12 protein-coding genes are annotated in these 20355 nt (G+C 51.4%); 3 read left to right on the top strand and 9 right to left on the bottom strand.

Annotation, left to right across the window (positions count from 1 at the left end; translation table 11 throughout):
- Positions 1–19: 19 nt before the first annotated feature.
- On the bottom strand, positions 20–2014 hold the full coding sequence (locus AC3WQN_RS01725) for a polysaccharide biosynthesis protein (RefSeq protein ID WP_103399118.1): 1995 nt from the start codon (positions 2012–2014) through the stop codon (positions 20–22).
- A gap of 370 nt (positions 2015–2384) precedes the next feature.
- Between AC3WQN_RS01725 and cysC the strand changes: the two genes are divergently transcribed.
- The 3 genes from cysC (at position 2385) to AC3WQN_RS01740 (ending at position 5334) form a co-directional block, all read left to right on the top strand.
- Positions 2385–2978 (top strand): adenylyl-sulfate kinase, encoded by a 594-nt coding sequence (gene cysC, locus AC3WQN_RS01730; RefSeq protein WP_103399119.1) that lies wholly within the window; start codon positions 2385–2387, stop codon positions 2976–2978.
- Positions 2975–4357, top strand: a complete 1383-nt coding sequence (locus AC3WQN_RS01735; RefSeq protein ID WP_103399120.1) for an FAD/NAD(P)-binding protein — start codon at positions 2975–2977, stop codon at positions 4355–4357. The genes cysC and AC3WQN_RS01735 overlap by 4 nt, the downstream gene beginning before the upstream one ends.
- A 227-nt stretch (positions 4358–4584) precedes the next feature.
- Entirely contained in the window at positions 4585–5334 is a 750-nt protein-coding gene (locus AC3WQN_RS01740; protein ID WP_103399121.1) for an SGNH/GDSL hydrolase family protein, read from the top strand.
- A 183-nt stretch (positions 5335–5517) separates the two neighbouring features.
- Here the strand turns inward: AC3WQN_RS01740 and AC3WQN_RS01745 are convergent, their stop codons facing one another.
- The 8 genes from AC3WQN_RS01745 to AC3WQN_RS01780 all read right to left on the bottom strand — a co-directional run bounded on the left by AC3WQN_RS01745 (position 5518) and on the right by AC3WQN_RS01780 (position 20315).
- Positions 5518–6462, bottom strand: coding sequence for an NAD-dependent epimerase/dehydratase family protein (locus tag AC3WQN_RS01745; protein WP_103399122.1), 945 nt, complete (start codon positions 6460–6462; stop codon positions 5518–5520).
- 367 nt (positions 6463–6829) lie between these two features.
- Positions 6830–12142 (bottom strand): glycoside hydrolase family 99-like domain-containing protein, encoded by a 5313-nt coding sequence (locus tag AC3WQN_RS01750; protein WP_103399123.1) that lies wholly within the window; start codon positions 12140–12142, stop codon positions 6830–6832.
- Between the two features lie 165 nt (positions 12143–12307).
- Complete coding sequence (locus AC3WQN_RS01755; protein WP_103399124.1) at positions 12308–13663, bottom strand: ABC transporter ATP-binding protein; 1356 nt, start codon at positions 13661–13663, stop codon at positions 12308–12310.
- Positions 13653–14471, bottom strand: coding sequence for an ABC transporter permease (locus AC3WQN_RS01760; protein WP_103399125.1), 819 nt, complete (start codon positions 14469–14471; stop codon positions 13653–13655). The genes AC3WQN_RS01755 and AC3WQN_RS01760 overlap by 11 nt, the downstream gene beginning before the upstream one ends.
- 759 nt (positions 14472–15230) lie before the next feature.
- Positions 15231–17120, bottom strand: coding sequence for a glycosyltransferase family 2 protein (locus AC3WQN_RS01765; RefSeq protein ID WP_158248597.1), 1890 nt, complete (start codon positions 17118–17120; stop codon positions 15231–15233).
- Positions 17121–17416: 296 nt separating this feature from the next.
- Positions 17417–18436, bottom strand: coding sequence for an MraY family glycosyltransferase (locus AC3WQN_RS01770; RefSeq protein ID WP_103399127.1), 1020 nt, complete (start codon positions 18434–18436; stop codon positions 17417–17419).
- Positions 18433–19395 carry a UDP-glucose 4-epimerase family protein gene (locus AC3WQN_RS01775; protein ID WP_103399128.1) on the bottom strand — a complete coding sequence of 321 codons (963 nt, stop codon included), beginning with the start codon at positions 19393–19395 and terminating at the stop codon, positions 18433–18435. The genes AC3WQN_RS01770 and AC3WQN_RS01775 overlap by 4 nt, the downstream gene beginning before the upstream one ends.
- A complete protein-coding gene (locus AC3WQN_RS01780) occupies positions 19392–20315 on the bottom strand; it encodes a glycosyltransferase (protein ID WP_103399129.1) in 924 nt (307 codons plus the stop codon). The genes AC3WQN_RS01775 and AC3WQN_RS01780 overlap by 4 nt, the downstream gene beginning before the upstream one ends.
- Positions 20316–20355 lie beyond the last annotated feature (40 nt).

A 20355-nucleotide genomic window follows, 5' to 3' on the forward strand; every position in this document is an offset into this window, starting at 1 on the left:
GTTGCAGAGTGTGTAACAATCAGGGTTCGAGGCGACGCTGCTGGTAGATCCAGTCAACGATTTCTCCGTCGGGGGTGTAGCCGCTGACGGTCTCGCGCAGAAGCTGGCGAACCCGGGTGTAGTCGTCATGCTCAACAGCGCTGAGCAACTCCTTCAAACGCCCCTTGAGCACATCCCACGCCAGATGGTCTTCATTGGCCGTCATGATCATCGGGTGCTGAGTGGCCGCGACGTTGTCGCCGATCAGCAACTCTTCGTACAACTTCTCACCCGGACGAAGCCCCGTGAACTCGATCTCTATATCACCTTGAGGGTTCTTGTCCGAACGTACACTCAAACCTGACAGGTGAATCATCTTCTCCGCCAGCTCGACGATTTTCACCGGTTCACCCATATCCAGGACGAACACGTCCCCGCCCTGCCCCATTGAACCGGCCTGAATCACCAACTGGGCAGCTTCGGGAATGGTCATGAAGTAACGGGTGATTTTAGGGTGAGTGACCGTCAGCGGTCCTCCCGACTTGATCTGACTATGAAACAGCGGAATCACCGAACCGGACGAACCCAGTACATTGCCGAAGCGCACCATGGTGAACCGGGTCTTGTTGACGCGAGAAACGTTGGCCTTTTCCCCCAGCAACACCGGCGCAATCTCCCGACTCAACGCCTGAAGGGTCATCTCGGCAAGCCGCTTGGTACTGCCCATCACATTGGTGGGGCGTACCGCCTTGTCGGTCGAAATCAGCACGAAATTGGCGACACCCGACTGCAGTGCGGCTTGCGCAGTATTAAGCGTACCCATCACATTGTTCAGCACGCCTTCGGCGATATTGTGCTCGACCATTGGAACGTGCTTGTACGCGGCGGCGTGATAGACGGTGTCCACGCTCCAGGTTTTCATGACATCCAGCAGTTTATGGGGATGACGAATGGACCCCAGGATCGGCAGCAACCGGACAGAAGAAGACTCCCGGGCAGCACGCCGCTCGAGCTCGGAAAGAATGTTGTAAAGGTTGAACTCACTGTGCTCGAACAGCAAAAGCGTGGTCGGACCAATGGAGAAAATCTGCCGACACAACTCCGAACCGATTGAGCCACCCGCCCCGGTGACCATCACTGTCTTGCCCTTGATGCAGTGTGCCAACAGATCGGGTTGGGCTGGCACCGAATCCCGTCCCAGCAAGTCAGCAATGTCCACCTCCTGAATATCATCGACCTTCACCCGGCCACTGGCCAGATCGGTGAAATTGGGAACACTGCGAATGTGAAGCGGATAGCCTTCCAGCAGATTGAGAATTTCCCTGCGACGTGCCCGGGTGGATGACGGTAGCGCCAGAAGAATTTCCTGAGCACCGGTGACGTCGATCATCTGCGGGATGTGTTTGGGCTTGTAAACGTGAAGGCCCGATATGGATCGATCTGCAATACTAGGATCATCATCGATAAATGCCACTGGTCGCATCACACGCCCCATGCGAAGCGCTGCCACAAGCTGGTTGCCGGCAACACCTGCCCCATAAATGGCGACCTTGGTCAGGCCATCATCGCGGCTGGCAAACGGCACGTGTTGAGCGGCTGTGAACCAGTCACCCATGAAGTATTGGCGCATGCACAGCCGCAAGCCACCAATGATGACCATACTCAGCCACCAATAGTTAAAAATGATTGATCTCGGAACCACTGCCTCATGGTTACTGTACCAATAAACGACAACAGCCAGAATCAAAGAAGATAAACTGACAGCTTTTACAATCGCGATCAGAGCGTCGTTGCCAAAATAGCGCATCACCGCACGGTACATTCCAAAGCGAATGAATAGTGGAATAGCGATGATCGGAGCGCAAACAAAGAGCCATACGTGGGCCTTGAAGGGGTTGTACATATCGTCGATCCCCAAACGCACGATGAAGGACAACCACAAAGCGACCCAAACCAAAACAATGTCGGTAGCAACCTGTATCAGTCGCTTTTGCTTGCGAGGTAAACCAAGCAGAACAGTCCGCACTTTATCCATTCACCGGCTCGAGCACGTGGCCCCCTCCTTACACAATCGACGATCCGCATTGTAACCTCAACGCACAAACTATCAGCTGAATACTTGTCGGATGCTCCAGGACCAAGCGGCTACGCCTGGCGTGGTAACGGGCCCTGACGATTCAACACGAGCATTTTGCTGACAGCATAGCTACAATTCCTAGACTGCAATAAAGCAAAACAATCATGGAATTGACGACGAAGGTCGCCTATTTGCATCCGACAACTCATGTCGCGACAGACACATTCAGCCAGCCAGAGCAGTGAACGCCGCCCTGCTCCTACGCCCAGGCACGGTTGATCCGACAGATGTCAATTTTTGTACAATTTTTAGTTTATAACGAGAACACATGCCCAAAAATCTTGTAGCTCACTTGCAAACCGTGGACGCCGAGCGCCGCAGCGCTACAAAAGGCCAGCGCCCTATTGTGATTTGGCTAACGGGGCTGAGCGGTGCAGGGAAGTCATCCATTGCTAACGTTTTGGAGCTAGCGCTGTGCAATGCCGGGCGTCATACGTATTTGCTTGACGGTGATAATATTCGGCTGGGGCTGTGTAATGACCTGGGATTCAGCGACGCCGATCGCGTTGAAAACATACGACGCATCTCTGAGGTCGCGAAATTGTTCATGGATGCGGGACTGATCGTGATCACTGCGTTCATTTCACCTTTTTTACGCGACCGCGCCCTGGCCCGTGAGGTGATTGGCGAAGGGAATTTTGTAGAAGTTTTCATCGATACACCTCTGAGCGAATGCGAGCGTAGAGACCCAAAGGGCCTCTACAAAAAAGCACGAGAGGGCCTGATCAAGAACTTCACCGGCATAGACTCTGCCTATGAAGCTCCGTTGAACCCACAAGTCAGGATCAATACGTTAGAAGACGATCTGGAGACAGCTGCACAGCGCATTGTCGATTTTATTGGCAAGCAGTCGCAAAAATGAAAACCTTGATGATCATTGGCGCGGGTTTCAGTGGGACCGTTGCCGCCATAGAGTTTTTACGTTCCGCTCCTCACGGTGCCAAGCTCATCATCATCAACAGGTCCGGCGCTGTTGCGCGTGGCTTGGCCTATGGCACCAGCAGCTCCAAACATCTACTTAACGTGCCCGCTGGCAATATGAGCGCATTGGTCGACGATCCCGATTCATTCCTGCGATATTGCCAATCCTGCTTGCCGGGTACCACTTCGAGCTCTTTCGTATCAAGGAAACAGTACGGAAACTACCTGGCCGAACTACTGGATAAAGCCGAACACGATGCCAAAAACCATATCGATGTCGAGCGTATAACGGCCGAAGTCAAGAGCCTCAGCCCTCATGAAAAGGGGGCAAATGTCGAGCTGTGCTCAGGCGACACGATTTTTGCCGATCACGTTATTTTGGCATTTGGTCATTTCCCGCCACGCACCCCTGCCGTACTTGACGGTGTGCTGGACTCCGCATGCTATATGGCAAATCCGTGGAGCGGTCCAATATCTTTGCCCGAGAAGCCAGATGCGTCGATTTTGCTGATCGGTGGAGGGCTCACTGCTCTCGATGTAATTTCCAGCTTGATACAAGCAACCAATACCGGGCCGATTTACATGCTGTCCCGTCGCGGGCTATTGCCGCTGGCGCACCGCACAGCCAAAAGCACCTCACACCCGCCGACCTCGCTTCATGACGAACTACTGAACACAACACCGACCGCACGAAGTTACTTGAGAACGATCAAGGCACAGATCAAGTCCAGCGCAGCGTCCGGCATCAACTGGCGAGACATCATCGCGGCCGTGCGGCCGATTACATCCCGCCTTTGGTTGAAACTTTCAGAACATGAACGAAGCAGGTTTTTACGTCACGTCCAACCTTACTGGGACGTTCATCGCCACCGGGTAGCGCCGGAAACCTACCAATCTTTCGATGAAGCGCTGCAGCTCAAAAAAATCATCCCTCTGGCCGGGCGAATCAAATCCATTGAGCTCAACAATGACAAGGCACTCGTTACCATTCAGTCCCGCGGCATACACGACGTAAAAAAGCTGCACGTTGATCGCATCATAAACTGCACCGGCCCCAACTCGAACCCAGGCTTGATTGAGGAGCCGTTGATGCAACAGATGATACGTGACGACCTGATTGCTATCGACAGTTTGGGCCTTGGGCTACTCGTTGATAACAGCCTGGCTGTCAAAAGCAAAGACGGCACTCCATCCGAGTGGCTGAGTTATGTCGGCCCTATGCTGAAGGCCAACTTCTGGGAGGCGACCGCTGTGCCGGAACTGCGTCTCTACGCATCAATGCTGGCCCGAAAAATATCGGAAAAATTCAGCCGCATATAAAATCAACCCTTGAACGACCAAACCAGCGCGACCACAACCGGCCTGCTTCGTGGCGCAGGCCACAGGATGACATGTGCCAGGACTGCGACCTGAGCCTATGTCTCTTCTTGCCCCACACTGACAGATGCCCACAAACGGCAAACATGCACAATGCTCCAACTCGATAAGCGTTGGAACCATGAGCCGAAACGTCACCTTGAAGAACTGAATCAGGAGCCCATCAAACAATGAACCCTGTGCTTGTACTCGGCGACTCTCACGCTTTGGTTTTCAGCTCTGAAAAAATGAAAGCCTTGTTTCCTGAATATTCATTTGAAGTGACGTCCGTCGGCGGTGCCACCGTTTCCGGATTGAAAAACCCCAACGCCGTCACCCAAGCCATGCCGCAATACATCTCAGCAATGGAAACTACCACAGCCGACACGGTGATCGTGATGCTTGGGGAGGTCGACACCGGGTTTGTTATTTGGTACCGCGCTCAAAAACATGGCAGCTCGGTAGAACAAATGCTTCAGCAGGCTCTGGAAAATTACCAGAAGCTTTTGCAAGATGTGGCGAGAGAATTTTACGTTATCTGCATCAGCACCCCCCTCCCGACAATTCGAGACGACATGGAGTGGGGCGAGGTAGCTAACTTACGGAAAGAAGTAAAAGCCTCACTCTCCGACCGAACACAACTTACCATTAAGTTCAATACGCTCATGGAAGCCTTTTGCACTCGCGAGGGTATAAGCTACCTGAACTTTGATAGCCTCTCCACGGATGAAACTGGCACCCTCAAAGTATCTCTTCAGAACCTCGACCCCAGCGATCACCACTATGACCCATCTGCTCACGCGCTGATGATCGAGCCTCTACTCAGGCCGCTACTCAAGCAAGACACCCACCCAGAACGAAACAACTCCATGGATAAGGCCGCATCCGAAAAGCGCTCCACGCTTCGTAAGCTCTGGGACTCACTATTCTCCAGGCAATAAAAAATCGCACACTGGCGATTTCGGATAGGTGTCACATTGTTGCTCTACGCAGAAAGTCACTGACTATGTTTATCAGCAGTCAAGTGCGGACTTACGATACATTCCAGCCTCTCGCTTTCGGTTTTGTAGTGCAGCGCGCCAATTACTTGATCCGCGCACCGCACTCACAATAAAACAACCTCTTCAGACAACTCTCGAACCCTGGCCATCCTGCATCCACTTCACAAACCGCTCCACGCCCTCTTCGAAGCCTACGGCTGGAGCCCACCCCAACACGTTTTTTGCACGGTCTATATTTAAAACACTCAGCGGCACATCAAAACCTCGCCCCGGCAAGTACTTACGAATCGCAACGCGCCCGGTGATCTTCTCAATCGTATCAAGCACTTCATTCAAACTATGCCCGCGACCTGAACCGATATTAAATACATGCTCTTGCGTTGATGGCTCAAGAGCCGCCAGCAGAGCTTGTACAACATCGGCGACGTGAATGTAGTCACGTACGACAGAGCCATCACCCCAGATTTCTATGGGCTCATCTCGCAACACTTTACCAAGAAAAACAGCTATTGCACCTTGACTCGCATGCGTGCGCTGCCCCTCGCCAAAGGGGTTTGCCAAGCGTAAAACCGTATAGTCCAAGCCGTGCAGGTGATGAAAAAGTGCCAAGTACTTTTCGATTGCCAGTTTCGCAATACCATAGGAACACACCGGATCTGTTGCGTGCGTTTCAGGGATTGGTACTTGGGTGGGCTCGCCGTAAACGGTCCCCCCTGACGAAACGAAAATGACCTTCTTGACCCCGGCCTCAAGCGCCAGCGTCAACATACGAATCGTTCCGACCAAATTACTTTCCACGTCGAAAACAGGATCCGCATTAGACGACTTCGGTAGCGTGGTTGATACCAAATGGTAACAAACATCGCAGTCTTGCAATGCTCCGCTTATATCGGCTTCACTGGTGAAATCGCCTTCAAACAGCTCGAACCGAGGATGACTTGAGTGATTACCTCCGAGGTCGACAACATTTGGCCGATCAAAACAACGCACAGCGTGCCCCTGACCAAGCAATGCATCGACGAGATGCGCACCAATGAAGCCTCGTCCACCCAATACCAACGAACGCATGACTCTATCAGTCGAACTGTTCCCGAAATTTTTCAACGTTTGCCTCCCATGCTGCACGATTCGATCTGCCGCTTCACGCCGCAGTAGCCAAGGCGCTCTGTCGCTGCCTTTGACCTGATTACCCTAGCAAATACTACAAATGGAAATACGATAAGTAGCGCCCCAACAAGCTCCAAAGTACGAGAAGGTCAAACCACCCGTATCACAAGGCGCTGTACACCGGTCGCATTCAAAATTGACACGCTTACGCCTCGACAGCTTCTGCATGCCACTTCACGATCTTGCATGACGCTCCCCTCAACACCCTCATACACCGGGTAAATACTAACAGCTGAGCTGATCGTGTTGAGAGGATGCCCTCGCTCGTTTAAATGCCTGGCACTACCGATTTCGCATGCTTTGCTTCGATATCTCGCTCGAACAGACGCACATATTGAGCCGCCACGGCGTCAATCCGATAGCGACTTGAAACCTCTTTCACCAATGCCAAGGCATGCTGATGCTTTTCTTTGTCGCTAGCAAAATCAGCAATAATCCGAGCTGCTTTCTCGATCGGAATCTCCCAATCTTCCAGACACAACACCTCGCCCGCCACCTCATCCCATATGCTAAGCATATTTCTAATGTCGCCCACATCGGAGGCGATATACGGTTTACCAGCAAACAGACAATCGACAATGGTCAGGGGAAAGCTTTCCGACTTGAATTTGGTCAGCATAATGCCCATGTCCGCCGCCGCATAGTAACCCACGGCGTTTTCGCTGAAACCTGCCAAATAGACAAACTCGGGCACTCCGGTTTGACAGTACGTCTCATAGACCGGGCCGTTCCCGACCAGTATCAGACGAATGTCTCGACCCGAGATGGATCGCGCCAATTCGACAGACTCAATCGTTTCATCCCAGCCCTTGTCGGGTATCGCGCGGCTAACACAGCACAAAACGAAGGCGTCTTCAGGTACACCCAGCTGAGCGCGTGGAATAGCGACAACCTTTGGTGGTTGCAACCCGTTGGGTACTTTGACGAACCGATCGGACGAGTTGTCGTATAGCGAAAAGTTCGAGAACGGCACGAGATTCTTCTCAGCGGTATAGACCCAGGTGCTCACACTGTTATCCGCAGTACGTAGCTGCTCCTCGGTGACGCCAAAGGCATCTTCATGCTCAATCATCCCGTGAAGGGACGCAACATGAGCCCCCAAGTCCGAGAAAACATCTGGCACATGGGTCGGGTACCTCTGAATATGCCACTGATGAGAGTTATGTGCTTCGACACCGAATTCACGGATGATCGTCTTGACCGCATCGACATCCGAGGTCTCTACAAGCGGAACGTCGGTCCTGAGCATCTTGCGGATACCATCCTCTCGCACGGTCAACCCAGCGCTCAGCAAGAATACGGACAGCCCTTGACGCTTGAACTCGTTGGCCAACCGGATAGGAAGGATCTCGGCTCCACCCGGATAGAAACCAATCGTCGACACCATGACATTTGGCTTTCGATTCGCCCGAGCCTGAAGGATCGCATCCTTGTCGTACCAGCGTAGAAACTCTTCGTTCGAGTGCCCTACGTAGTGGTCATAAAGCCTTTTGCTGCCCTCTTCACAGCGCTCAAGCACAGAAAGTGGCACGTTATATAGCGCCTGCACCGTCCGACTAGAAATCCCGAGCTCACGGTAGAAAACCTCTTTCCTGTAAGTGCTCTCGGCAGCACTGCCTTCGTAACGGCGGAAGAAGTTTGTACCCTCGGTGGAATAGGCAATCTTGCCGCCACGAAGAATGTGAAGGTAGAAAACCCAGTCGCCTGCAACACGCATCGACAACCAGGATTCGTCTTCCAGCAGTGGCAGATCGGTAGGACGCTTGAAAATCGTGCCGCTGGCGTTAGGAATCGTGTTCTTGATACCCAGTGCGGTGCGCACTTCGTTGTGAGCGGTCTCTACGTAGGAACTTCTCCACTTTTCTGCGCCTTCCAGATCGTTAACGTACTTATGAAACTCATCTTCCATGATGACTTCATCACTGCTGACGAACTCGCATTTTGCATAAGCCAGCATCACAGCTTCATCATCGAAGCAACGGACAAGTGCCTCCAGAAAGGTCTCATCACAATAGTCGTCGCTTTCAGCGACCCAGATCAGATCTCCCGTTGCCGTCTTGATGCCCTTGGCCCATTGACGGAAAACACCACCGGAGTTGGTCTCATTGAACAACTTCACCGTCACGTCAGGGAAGTTGGCAGCGTATTGGTTCAGTACCGCGCGACTTTGATCGGACGAGCAATCATCCATCAAAATGACTTCAATATTCTTGTACGTCTGCCCATAGATACTATCCAGTCGGCGACGCAGGAAACGCTCGTGATTGTAGTTCGGTACAATGACCGATACTTTCGGCATTAACGTATTCGACTTGATATCCAGGAGTGCACGGGTCGTTTCATTCACACGACCAAAGCCCCCCAGACGATCAGGTTCGAGGAATAAGCCCTGCGTCCAGTCATTCCAGGCATTCACGAACACGAGACGACGATCTTCCGCGTGGGCAGCCCTTGCAGCGGCAATCGCCGCATCGAGCCAGCGACGATACTCGCCGGTGTTGAAGCGCGTATAAACCAGAGGAGAAACAGGCTTGAACGCCGATTCATCTCGCCCAAGCGTAATCGCGTGATAGACCGGAAAGGGTTGAAGCAGAGCACGTTGCGCCCTTGCTGCGCCTTGCGACGCAACGACGGAATATGGAACGGTCGCGATCCCATTCTTGTCCTGTGGCGCAAAGACGCCTGTTTCCCCTGGGACTGGAGCTGCGGGAAGATCAAGAACCGCATCACACAGACTCACCAAGGCACTGTCCAGTTCGCGTCCACTGGCCTGCGACAAATGGCCGATCAGATAGACACTCACACCCAGCTCGGCCAGTTGGCTGCGCAGCTGACGAAGCGCATCTGTATCGCGCTCAACATCGCCAGACATCCCGATCACCACCACCGGGCGGCCGTCGATTCGCATGCACCGCTTATCGGACAAAGCAGGCATCAGGGCTGCGGCCAGACTCCCTTCAAGACCTTCAGGATTCAGATCTGTCTGTGAGCAGAACGTGAAATTGATGCTCGGATGCGCAATGAACACATCCAGCGGCTGGGCTGTTTTAGCAGCGCGGGAATCCAGGTTCAGCTTGAAGCAGAAGCCATGCACACCGTGACGCCTTGCAAGCTGCGCCTGTTTTTCCAGAACCCTCCAGTCCGTTGAGTCGTAGAAACCAAACGCCTCGCCAGGAACCAGTAGCTGTGAACTGCCCCTAGAGGCCGACTTTTCACGACGCAACGCATCCCACTCAGGGGACGTGTAAAACGCTATTAGTTTAATATCGCTGATCACTTCGCCAAATTGAATGTCGTCTTCGTGACGTGCGACCGAACTGGGAACTGCAATCCTCTGTTCCGAGGCGCCGGCAACAACATAGTGCCAGAAGGGGTTGACTCCGGCACTGCGGATATCCTTGTAGGCGCCCAAGTATGAAAGGGTATCGAAGTCGGGAGAAGGATTCAGGCCGTCGAACCATCCTTCCTCACAATAGTGCTTGATCGGGTCGATTGCAGCATCGAGTCCGGTATACATCGCAAAATAGAACGCTTCATCGAAAAGCCCGGACTTTCTGATTGCATCAACCTGCGCATCCACTACAGCCTTGGGAACAGGTAAGCGTACAGGCAGCTCAACTGCCGCGGGTTGAGCTGCCGCAGTAACTTGCACACGAGGAGAACTTGAGGAAACTGCTTTGGAAACAGTGTGAGAGGTGATCGAACGCCCCTCCAGTTGACCGCACTTGAGAAAGTGGATCAGCGGATTCACTCGCGCAGCAGCAACATCCGGATTCTCGGAAAGATATTTCAAGGTGCTGAAAAGAGCAGAAGGATCACGACCCTCTCTCCAGCCGTGAAGCATGTAATGCTTGAGCGGATCTATACCCTGTTCACGCACATCAGGGTACCGACCCAGATAATAATCCGCATCGAAGAGCGAACTATCACGGAGTTGGCGGACTGTTGCTTTGTTAAAAAAGTCACGCCGGACTCTCAGAACTTCAATAATTTTACCAAATGAAGGAGTCCTGATCAGACGCTTTACCCGACGAGCCACGGAGCCGGCCGCGCGCAAAGGCGAAGTGACGCGCCAAGAGCGCGAACCCAGAAACTGCTCGACTTCTTGCGTCAATGAATGAACTACGACCTCTTTCTCCTGAACGATGCGAACGATTTCGTCCTTCAGGTGACCGATCTCTTCTTCACGCTCGATGATGGCATGCTTGAGGTGAGTGATATGACCATCACGTTCGCCAACAACACGATTGAGGTGGGAAATCTGCCCATCGCGATCTGTTAAGGCACGACTGAGAATATCGACATTCTGGGCATGACCGTTAATTGCGCCTTCGTGTTCGATGACTGCACGGTTAAAGCCAAGCAACTGAGCTTCTAGCGCTACGACAGAATGCTGAAGGCTGGAAATCTGCCCTTCTCGCTCAACGACACTTTGTGTAAGAGCAGCAATCTGTCCATCGCGTTCAATAAGAGTACGACTCAGGTTCGCAATTTTCTCGTCATACTCTACGGCACTGGCATTGAGATTCAGATAGTCTACCTGCCCCTCCAGATCAACTACACGATGGTTAAGTTGAACAATCTCGCTGTCACGCTCGACAATGAGGTGATTGAAATTGGTAATCTGCGCGTCACGCTCACTCGTGATGGCATTGAGACTCGCGATTTGCCCCTCTAGTGCCGCAGCGGCCTGTGTCAACGCGGAAATCTGTAGCGTGCGCTCACCCAGGCGCTGATGGCGCCCTCGAATCAGCTTGATCGCCCGCAGAGCTAACTCCAACTCCTGCTCGGAAAATCGCTCTTTTACTTCCGGCAACTCTGTATCATATCCAAACACACTGAAGTCTTCCGCATACAGAGTGCGAATCAAATTTGCACTGCGCTCTGTCACAAACTCCGGCAAGTAAGGAATAAGACTCTCATTCGCTCGACGCTCTGCAAATGGATCGGGAACATATTCACCAAGGCGCTCCGACAGCGCCTTACTAAGCTGTGACGACTCTTCGATCTTTACCAGCTTGGAGTAATTGATCAAGTCAGGACGAAGCAAAACTGCTTGTGGAGTCCAGTGCTGATCCCAATAGGAGGGAGCCTCCATACTGGCGAGATGTTCGAGAAAACCTTCAAAGGCTAACGCAATGTCATTTGCATTTCTTAGCGGCTGATGAAAAAAGTCGCGCTGAAGATAAGGCCCGACTTGCTGCGGCTCCTGCAGCAATAACTTTGATTGCCAAGCCGAAAAAATTCGCTTGTAAGGATTTCTGACAACAGCAAATCGGAAGTACGAGTCTGAAGTCAACGCCTCAACAAGCTCCTGCGAAGAGAGCCCGGTAATGTGTGGCGCCACTTTGTGCAACTCATGAACAACTTGGTCCGGATTACTTTCTGCACTATCAGTGATACCGCTCAGCGCTTTCGTGCAGCCTTCCAGCGAAGCAATCCACCATTTGAGAGATGTGCATGCAACTTTTGGTGTGCTGACGTAAAAGAGCTTGTACTGCTCCGAACGGTAGCTACTCCACTGCAGGTAGTTGAATACTTTCTTTTCGTCAGCTGGTGGCCAATCACTAATATTTAGCATATACGTCTGAAGATCCTATGAATGCGCTATTTAAAGCAACAAACTTCCAAGCGAATAAATTAACTGCACAAGTCACTGACCTTGTGCCTGCTCCGAGCGACGTCATATCCATCGAGTCAAAGCTGTCAGGGCAACCTGAACCCTGACACCCTAAAGCCTCGCCTTTCAGCCGATTTCCGACTGAGGTGCGCTCGACATCAAGTCCACATAGCCAAATGAATTCAACTTTTCACCCGGAATAACTCGGAACATGATCGCGTCCATAATCCGGTGGGCACAGCTCGGTTCCTGAGTCGACCATACGCCACCACCGACAAAATAGACGCCTGGCAGCAAATGCATTTTGAATGAAAACTTCACACTGAAGGAGTGTCCGGCACTAGCTCGCTCAAAATAAGTGCCCTCTTCTGGAAAACGCTGCCCCGTGATAACGGCTCCGGAAACGTTACGGATGTGTATACCCCAGTAAGTGCCGGCAAAATCTTCCATGAAATGACCCGACACTTCGATCTGATAAGTTTTACCCGCCTCCAGCACGTTTACGACATGGCCTTCTGCATCCAGAATCGAGATCGCCTTGATCTCGGCGCCTTGAGTTGGGTAGATCGCGGTGGTTTCCGGAACCAGTCCGGAGTCAAATGTTTCACTGGGAAGAGGTTTTGTCTCGACCGACAGCAATGCCACCTTATCGGTATCTACTGCCTCTCCCGACCTATCTGCTGCAGTGTACTGCTCAACAAGTCGCTTGTACTCAGCCTCAGGCGCATAGATCAACTTCTGGTAGGCGCGCACGGCTTGGGGAGCGGCACCATACATAAGCCGGACACCGTGATCGAGCAGCAAGGTTCTATCGCATAACTCAATGATGCTGGACGCAGAATGCGATACAAAGAGAATCGAAGTGCCATTGCTTTTCAACTCTTCCATACGCGCAAAACACTTGCGCTGGAACTTTTCATCACCAACTGCGAGCGCTTCATCAACAATAAAAATATCCGGATCAATCATTGCCTGAACAGCAAACGCCAAGCGAACGACCATACCACTTGAATAACTTTTTACCGGTTGTTCGATAAAGGCACCGATGTCCGCAAAGGCAGCAATTTCATCAAAGCGCTGGTCGATTTCCTCCTTCGCCAAACCGAGCACCGCAGCGTTCATATAGACATTGTCACGCCCGGTAAACTCTGGATCGAACCCGGAGCCCAGCTCCAGCAAGGCTGCGATACGACCGTTGGTTTGTACGCTACCCGTAGTGGGATTCAACGTACCGCAAATCATCTGCAACAGGGTGGACTTTCCGCTGCCGTTACACCCGATAATCCCTACCGTTTCACCTTTCTTCACTTCGAAAGATACATCTTTCAAAGCCCAGAACTCGCGAAAGTATCGACGGGGCTGCAGGCGTAAGACCCCTTGAAAACGGGGCAAGATAAACTGCTTGAGCCGGTCACGTGGCTGGTCATAGATTTCGTAGCACTTGCTAAGGTTCTCAACCTTGATAGCGACTTCAGAGGACATCAGCAAATCCCTTACGTGTTTTCTGGAACCAGGCAAAACCCAACCAGGCGATGCAGGTGGTGGCTACCCAATAGATTCCCAATATTTCAAAGTCCGGCAGCTTCCCCCAGAAGAGAACATCACGCGTCATCTCTATCGCGGGCGTCAGCGGATTCAGATAAAGCAGATGGCGATAGGCTTCAGGGAGTGCCGTCGCAGGATAAAAGATTGGACTCAAGAACATCAGGACAGTTGTCAGGATACCAATAAATTGCGACACGTCCCGCAAGTACACCCCCAGTGAGGCCAACGCCCAACTGACCCCCATGATGAACATCACAAACGGGATGATGATCAACGGCAGGTAGAATGCCGTAGCATGCGGTACGCCAAAGAATATCCCATAAGCAACAAGCCAGACGGCGAGGCTGATGGCCCCATGGAACAATGCGGACCCCAACACCACGACAGGGAGAATTTCCAGCGGATAAACCACTTTCTTGACGAAGTTGACCTTGCCAAGAATCAGTCCTGGAGCCCGATTAATGCACTCGGAAAACAGGTTGAAGATGATCAAGCCGGCAAACAGAATCAGTGCAAATTCAGTTTTCGAATCACTGTCTACGCTCCACCGAGCCCGGAGTACTGCACTGAACACGAAGGTGTACACCGCAAGCATCAGCAGCGGGTTGAAAAACGACCAGAGCAAGCCCATTGCCGATCCACGGTACCGGCCGAGCACCTCTCGTATAGTCGACGCCTTGATCAAGGCTGTATTGCGCCATAGGCTGGCGAACATTTCCAAAGGATTGGCAGAAAACTGGCGCATCAAGCAAAAACCTCAGCAGAAAATGGTGCATGGCTGCGTGCATTATTGACCGCAAGCGATGGGACAATACTCAATGGTGTGTGGCTGGAGCCTTCAAGGGAGATGCCGCACTCACCAGCACTAGGTTCGGGGCAGATTGGCATGACGCTGGGCACAGCAAGGGAAAATCCATTCATCGGAGCAGTATTTCCTCAAGCGCAAAGCATGTATTGCCCGAAACTGTTGATCCCCGGCATGCCGCCAGGTTACCCGGCTCACCTATGGAGCGGATGGAAAGCCCTACTGAAAAAAGTGCTAAATCAAACATGAAAAACCACCTGAGGCGAGTCCGTCAAAGCTCTGTGCGACGGATGGCAAAGGCCTAACCACAGCGCCTAATGGCGAAAAAGGTAAGGATTGAAGCCTAAACTCAACAGCGCCAAGAGTCGTCGACTTCCGTCAAACCAAAGCCAACCCAGCTGAAATATAGCGGTAATCCAAGGCTTCGAATGCCGTAACGCTGCGGTCCACATGCTGTCGAATGATAACATTCAAACCCACACAGAACACGAAAATTCCCTCGACCCCTCCATTGCCTCCCCCCTGAAAAACAGACCTTCGGCATGATCGAAAATGCGTTACACCGGACGGCAATTAGCTGCGCTTCAAGCGCCGTGAAATGACTTCAATGGCGCAGGAGAGTTCACTCCCCCCTCAAAAAAACCTAAAAGCTGCCTGAACAGGCAGCTCTTTAATTACTGCACTGTTAGCCAGTAAAAATTAGCCGTAACTTTCACAAGCCTTCAACGCACGGCTTTTAGCAACAAAGTAGGCTTCATGCAGTTGTTTGTGCCTGCTTAGCCTGACTTTTGGGTCCGCAGGCGTCCTGAACAACGATGTCGTTTTTGGCACATAACAGAATCTATTTTTATACCCATACCGCAACCAGAGATTCCAGTCCTCAAGATTACTCATATCGACTTCAAACCCTCCTCGCGTCAAATACAACTCTCTTTTGAACAAAAGCGACTGAATGGGAATGAAGTTATGATCAAGCAACACATCGTAATCATATTCATGCTTGAAGGAGCTATGAGTCTCATAACTGACCTCCTTATATCGCCCAGCGCTGCCATCGTTGACCGTACCGACTTCCATCGCCAGTGAATACGCTGCAACAGCTTCTTCATTTTTCAACAGCTCCGAGACAAGCACCTCTACATGATCCGAGAAAAGCAAATCATCGTCATCAAGGAACATGCAGTACTTACCCTTGGCCATCTCAAGACCATAGTTGCCTGTCACCGAGCGCCCTACTTTCTCCAAACCGTAGAATCTAACACTTCGCCCCTCTGGAGGCCGCAACTCAGAAACGAGAGAGCTCATCGTCGAACCGCCGTCCTCGACCACAATCAACTCGATATTGCGGTAGGTCTGATTGAACACCGTCATAATGGACTGCCGCAGGAACTCGTCCCTTTTCTGATAGGTACGAGTCACGATAGTGACTAGAGGCTGTTCTACAAACGGGTCACCGACAGGCCAAAAAGCACCGTCCCGGATCATTTCATAATCAAACCCCCTAAAAGGAAAAAATGCATCCTTGCCGGGACCTTTACCGTTCAGAAAATACGACGTCTTATTTATAATTTTAGCGATATTGCGTAGCAGATCCCGACGAGAACCCGGATAAGCTTGCGACCGCAACAATAATAGCAACTGCAAAACACCCGCACCGATCTTGTCGGTGAGCCGACCGTAACGCAACCTAATGTAAGCATTGGCCAGTGTACTACCGATATACTGAATCGGCTTAACATGCTGCTCATACTCATAGGTATAGTGATAAACGACGGCTGAAGGGCAATATCTCAATCTGAAGCCATAGGACCTGAATCGATAAGAAAGCTCTACATCCTCACCGTACATGAATATTTGATCTTCATACCCACCGACCTCAACATAGGCAGATCTTCTGATCAAGACGCACGCATGTGAAGACCAATTGGTTTCCAGCGTCACCGGATCATAATACTTCGGATGTTCATAAGGCGCTTGCCGCAACTCCCAGGATGCAACGTCCTCCTGACTACCCGATAACGCACAAGACACTATCTTGTCGATGGAGTCCTCGGCAAAAACAATATCAATATTACTGACAAGGAAATAATCCGCCTTCCCAAGCTTGATCGCACGGTCGTGACCGGCCCCAAAACCTACGTTATCACCCTGTAACACCTGAAAGCCGGCTAACTGCGCACCCAGTTTCGCCTGCCAACGCTCCAAGGCTTCGACTGTATCATCACTGGAACCATTATCCACAAAATAGAGATTCAACTTCCCAAGTGGATAACTCTGATGTTTTAGCGATTCAAAAAAACCATCAACCCACTTTTCACTGTTATAGGTAACAACTGACACATCAATAATCGGCCACGAAGCCACTAGCGGGCTGGATAACGCATAAGAAAAGCGGCGATCCGTAATGACCTGTATCGCCTTAGCATTATCATTGGAGTTGACTATCGAAAAAAGCTTTACACGAACCGCTTTTAAACAGAGACCTATGCGAATACGAACTTTCGCCAGAACAGGAAATTTTTGATATAACGGCCGAAGGACCGCTTTCGGACTCGACACGAGTCGGCGCAACTTCGCTAAATAGCGCATTAAAAATGACTCTTTTGAAGTCCTCATACTGAATAATTTCATCCTTTAAATACGAGCTATTCTTTTCATGGTTATCAAACTGCGCACCTTTAGGCTACTCCCCTATCGCTGCAGCCCGAAACCCGCGTTTCATCCGCGGCAGAGCCCTCATCGCCACCTTGATACTGGGCCATGAGTCGCAACACTCACGCCGAGGAACTGCGCCACTCAGAACACGACCGCCAGCGGGAGAGATGCGAGAGACTTCCGAAAATCGCAAGAAAAACCCAAGAAATATAATTTTTCAGAAGCCAGCATTAACTCACCGACTCCAGCACTCCAGCCTTGAATTTACACGCAATTACCACCAATGGAATGTACGCTATGATCAACGCTGCAACACCAGGAATAAGCCCGACCCCGACAGCCACCGAAAGTGGCGCAAGCCATAACAAATTTATTGCCAGCACCGCATAAACAACTGCTTTATGACTTCCATACTTTCGAGATGCATACTGATAAGCATGACTGCGATGGGCCTCATAAACCTTGTCCCCACGCAGGAGGCGCCGCATGAGCGTCCAGGTGGCATCAACAATGAACACCCCTAACACTATCAGCCAACACCAAAGCAACTCTGGCTCTTTAGCAGCGGCGATAATCGCCAGCAAACCGATGATCAGCCCGAGAAAACCACTACCGGCATCCCCCATGAAAATTCGAGCAGGTGGAAAATTCCAGCACAGGAAGCCCGCAACAGAGGCCGCCAGTATCAAGACCACCCAGATCAGTTCCTGATAGCCACTCAACCAATACACCAGGCACCCAGACAAACAAACAGTGATCGCCTCGATGCTGGCCAACCCATCGATACCATCCATGAAATTATAGAGATTAAGCATCCAGACCAAAAAGACAGCGAAAAGAACGACCATAAACCCTCTCAGGTCTAGAAGCAGACCAAAGATAGAGATCTGAGCCCCCCCACCCAGCCAGAACAACGCCCAACCGGCCGCTACGAAATGACCGACAAGGCGCCATTTTGCCGCAATGTGCCCATGATCATCGGCAAATCCCAAAGATGCGACCAGCACCCCTGCACCAAACAGTCCGATCACTGTGGATAGATCAATTAAATCGAGGTAATGCAATACAGGTAATGCCAACAGAAATGAAACGACGATCGCCACCCCGCCGCCCCGTGGAGTAGGAGCAGCATGGGAGCTACGTAAATTGGGAATATCGATCAAACTATTTGCGAGCGCATAACACCGTAATACATAAGTCAACAATAGTGAACTAACGAATACAGCAATTAACAACCAACAAAACATCATTTTTTTTGAGCATCCAGGTAGTGATCAACTGTCTGACGTAACGCGAAATCCACTCCGACAGGTGGATTCCAATCCAAGAGCGTTTGAGTCCTGACAATATCAACCTCGAGAGATTCAAGTAAGCGCTGGGCTATGACTTTTTTTCCGACGACACACAAAAAAAACTTCAGCACCCGAACGGGAACTGGAATCAGCAACGCTGGCCTTTCGAATGCCGCGCCAATGCGCTTCAACAACTGAGTCGTGGACAGATCATCGCCATCACTGACCAGGAATGTATTATTGGCAGCCTCAGGATGGTCGACACATTTGACAATCAGATCCGCCAGATTATCCACAGCGACAAAACTTCTTCGATTATTGATGGCTCCCAAAGGAAGTGGCACACCTTTGTTCAGCCAAACCATCATACTCAAAAAATTGGCTCCAACCCCGGGGCCATAAACCAATGGTGGACGGATGATCACGACCTCCATCCCGGTATCCAGGCTGACCTGCTGGAGAGCAATTTCCGCTTCTCGCTTGGAAATACCATACGGATCGATTGGTGCAGGAATATCATCGAATCTGAAGGGCGAACCCTGGACGCTACTCTCGCCGTTTACCTTGATCGAGCTTATGTAGATGAAACGCTTCACGCCTGCCTCTGCAGCCTTGCGAGCAAGTTGCACCGTGCCATCTACATTCACCTTGCGAAACTCAGCCAAGGCATCAACCCCGACCTCATGCATCACATGCACGCGCGCAGCACAATGAATGATCACCTGAATATCGTTCAGCGGAGGCAAAAGCACATCCTCACCCAGCGAGAACGGCACGACCTGACAATGCTCAACAAGCCGTGAAAAGTTCCGAACAGCAGCCACCGGCGTGAACTTCCCGTCCAGCAGCAAGCGAAAAACCACCGCCTCGCCCACGAACCCCGACGCCCCGGTCACTAGAACTTTTGGTCCATTCATCTGGTACTTTTCCCGATAATTGCGGTCGCCCAACAAATCAGAAAAAAGAATACTTTGTCACGTAAACGCCGCCGGCACTGCCACGCACTGAACGAAAGTTTTATAAGCTGCCTGCGCCCGAGTGGAAACCAACACCGAACAAATGGATCATTTTCCTTACCGACGAGCGCAGTGATGAGTCGCACCTGAGAAAACCACCAACCGTCATGAATGGTTTTATAGCGCACTAGTAATGAGCCTATCCCGACATTCGCTCCCACTTGGTTATTTTCGTGCTGACGGTATTGCATGGTAGGTTCCGGGTCGATAAACCACTCGTGACCATGGCTGCGAGCAAACGCATAACAATACCAATCATGCAAGCTGACGTCCTGCAACTCTGACCAACGGGCAAGTACCGAGAGTTTGAGTTGCATGGCCAGTTTTGTGGTCAGTACGTAGGTACAGCCAGGACCGGCCGCCTCGAAAAGAAAATCCCAGGCCACCTGTGGTTGCGCCTTATCCACCAGATGGGTTTCACCGCTTGACCAAAAAGCCGTAACGTTGCTGGAATAAGCCTCGACATGGCGGGTTTGAATGGCTTCACTCGCTCGCTTTAGCTTATCGACATGCCAGATATCATCCTGATCGGCAAAAGCGACGAGGTCATAACCTTCAACGTTAACGTCACGGATAAGCCTGAAGAAATTACGCGATGCGCCGCCGTAGCTACCGGCATACGGCAACAGGACAACATCATGATGATGCAGAGCATATTCAGCGCACCAAGCCTCAGTACCATCCGTAGAGGGATCAATGCTGATATAAACGGTTACATCGACCTCTGACTGATCGTGGATCGAGACCAATTGCCTCTCGATCCACTGCATACCATTAAAGGCAGCCAGCAAAACTGCAACCTTGGGACGTCTTACGGGCATGCCATTCCTGCTCAAACGGGTCGAACGTTACCGCTCAGAA

This window comes from Pseudomonas sp. FW300-N1A1, from assembly GCF_058789115.1.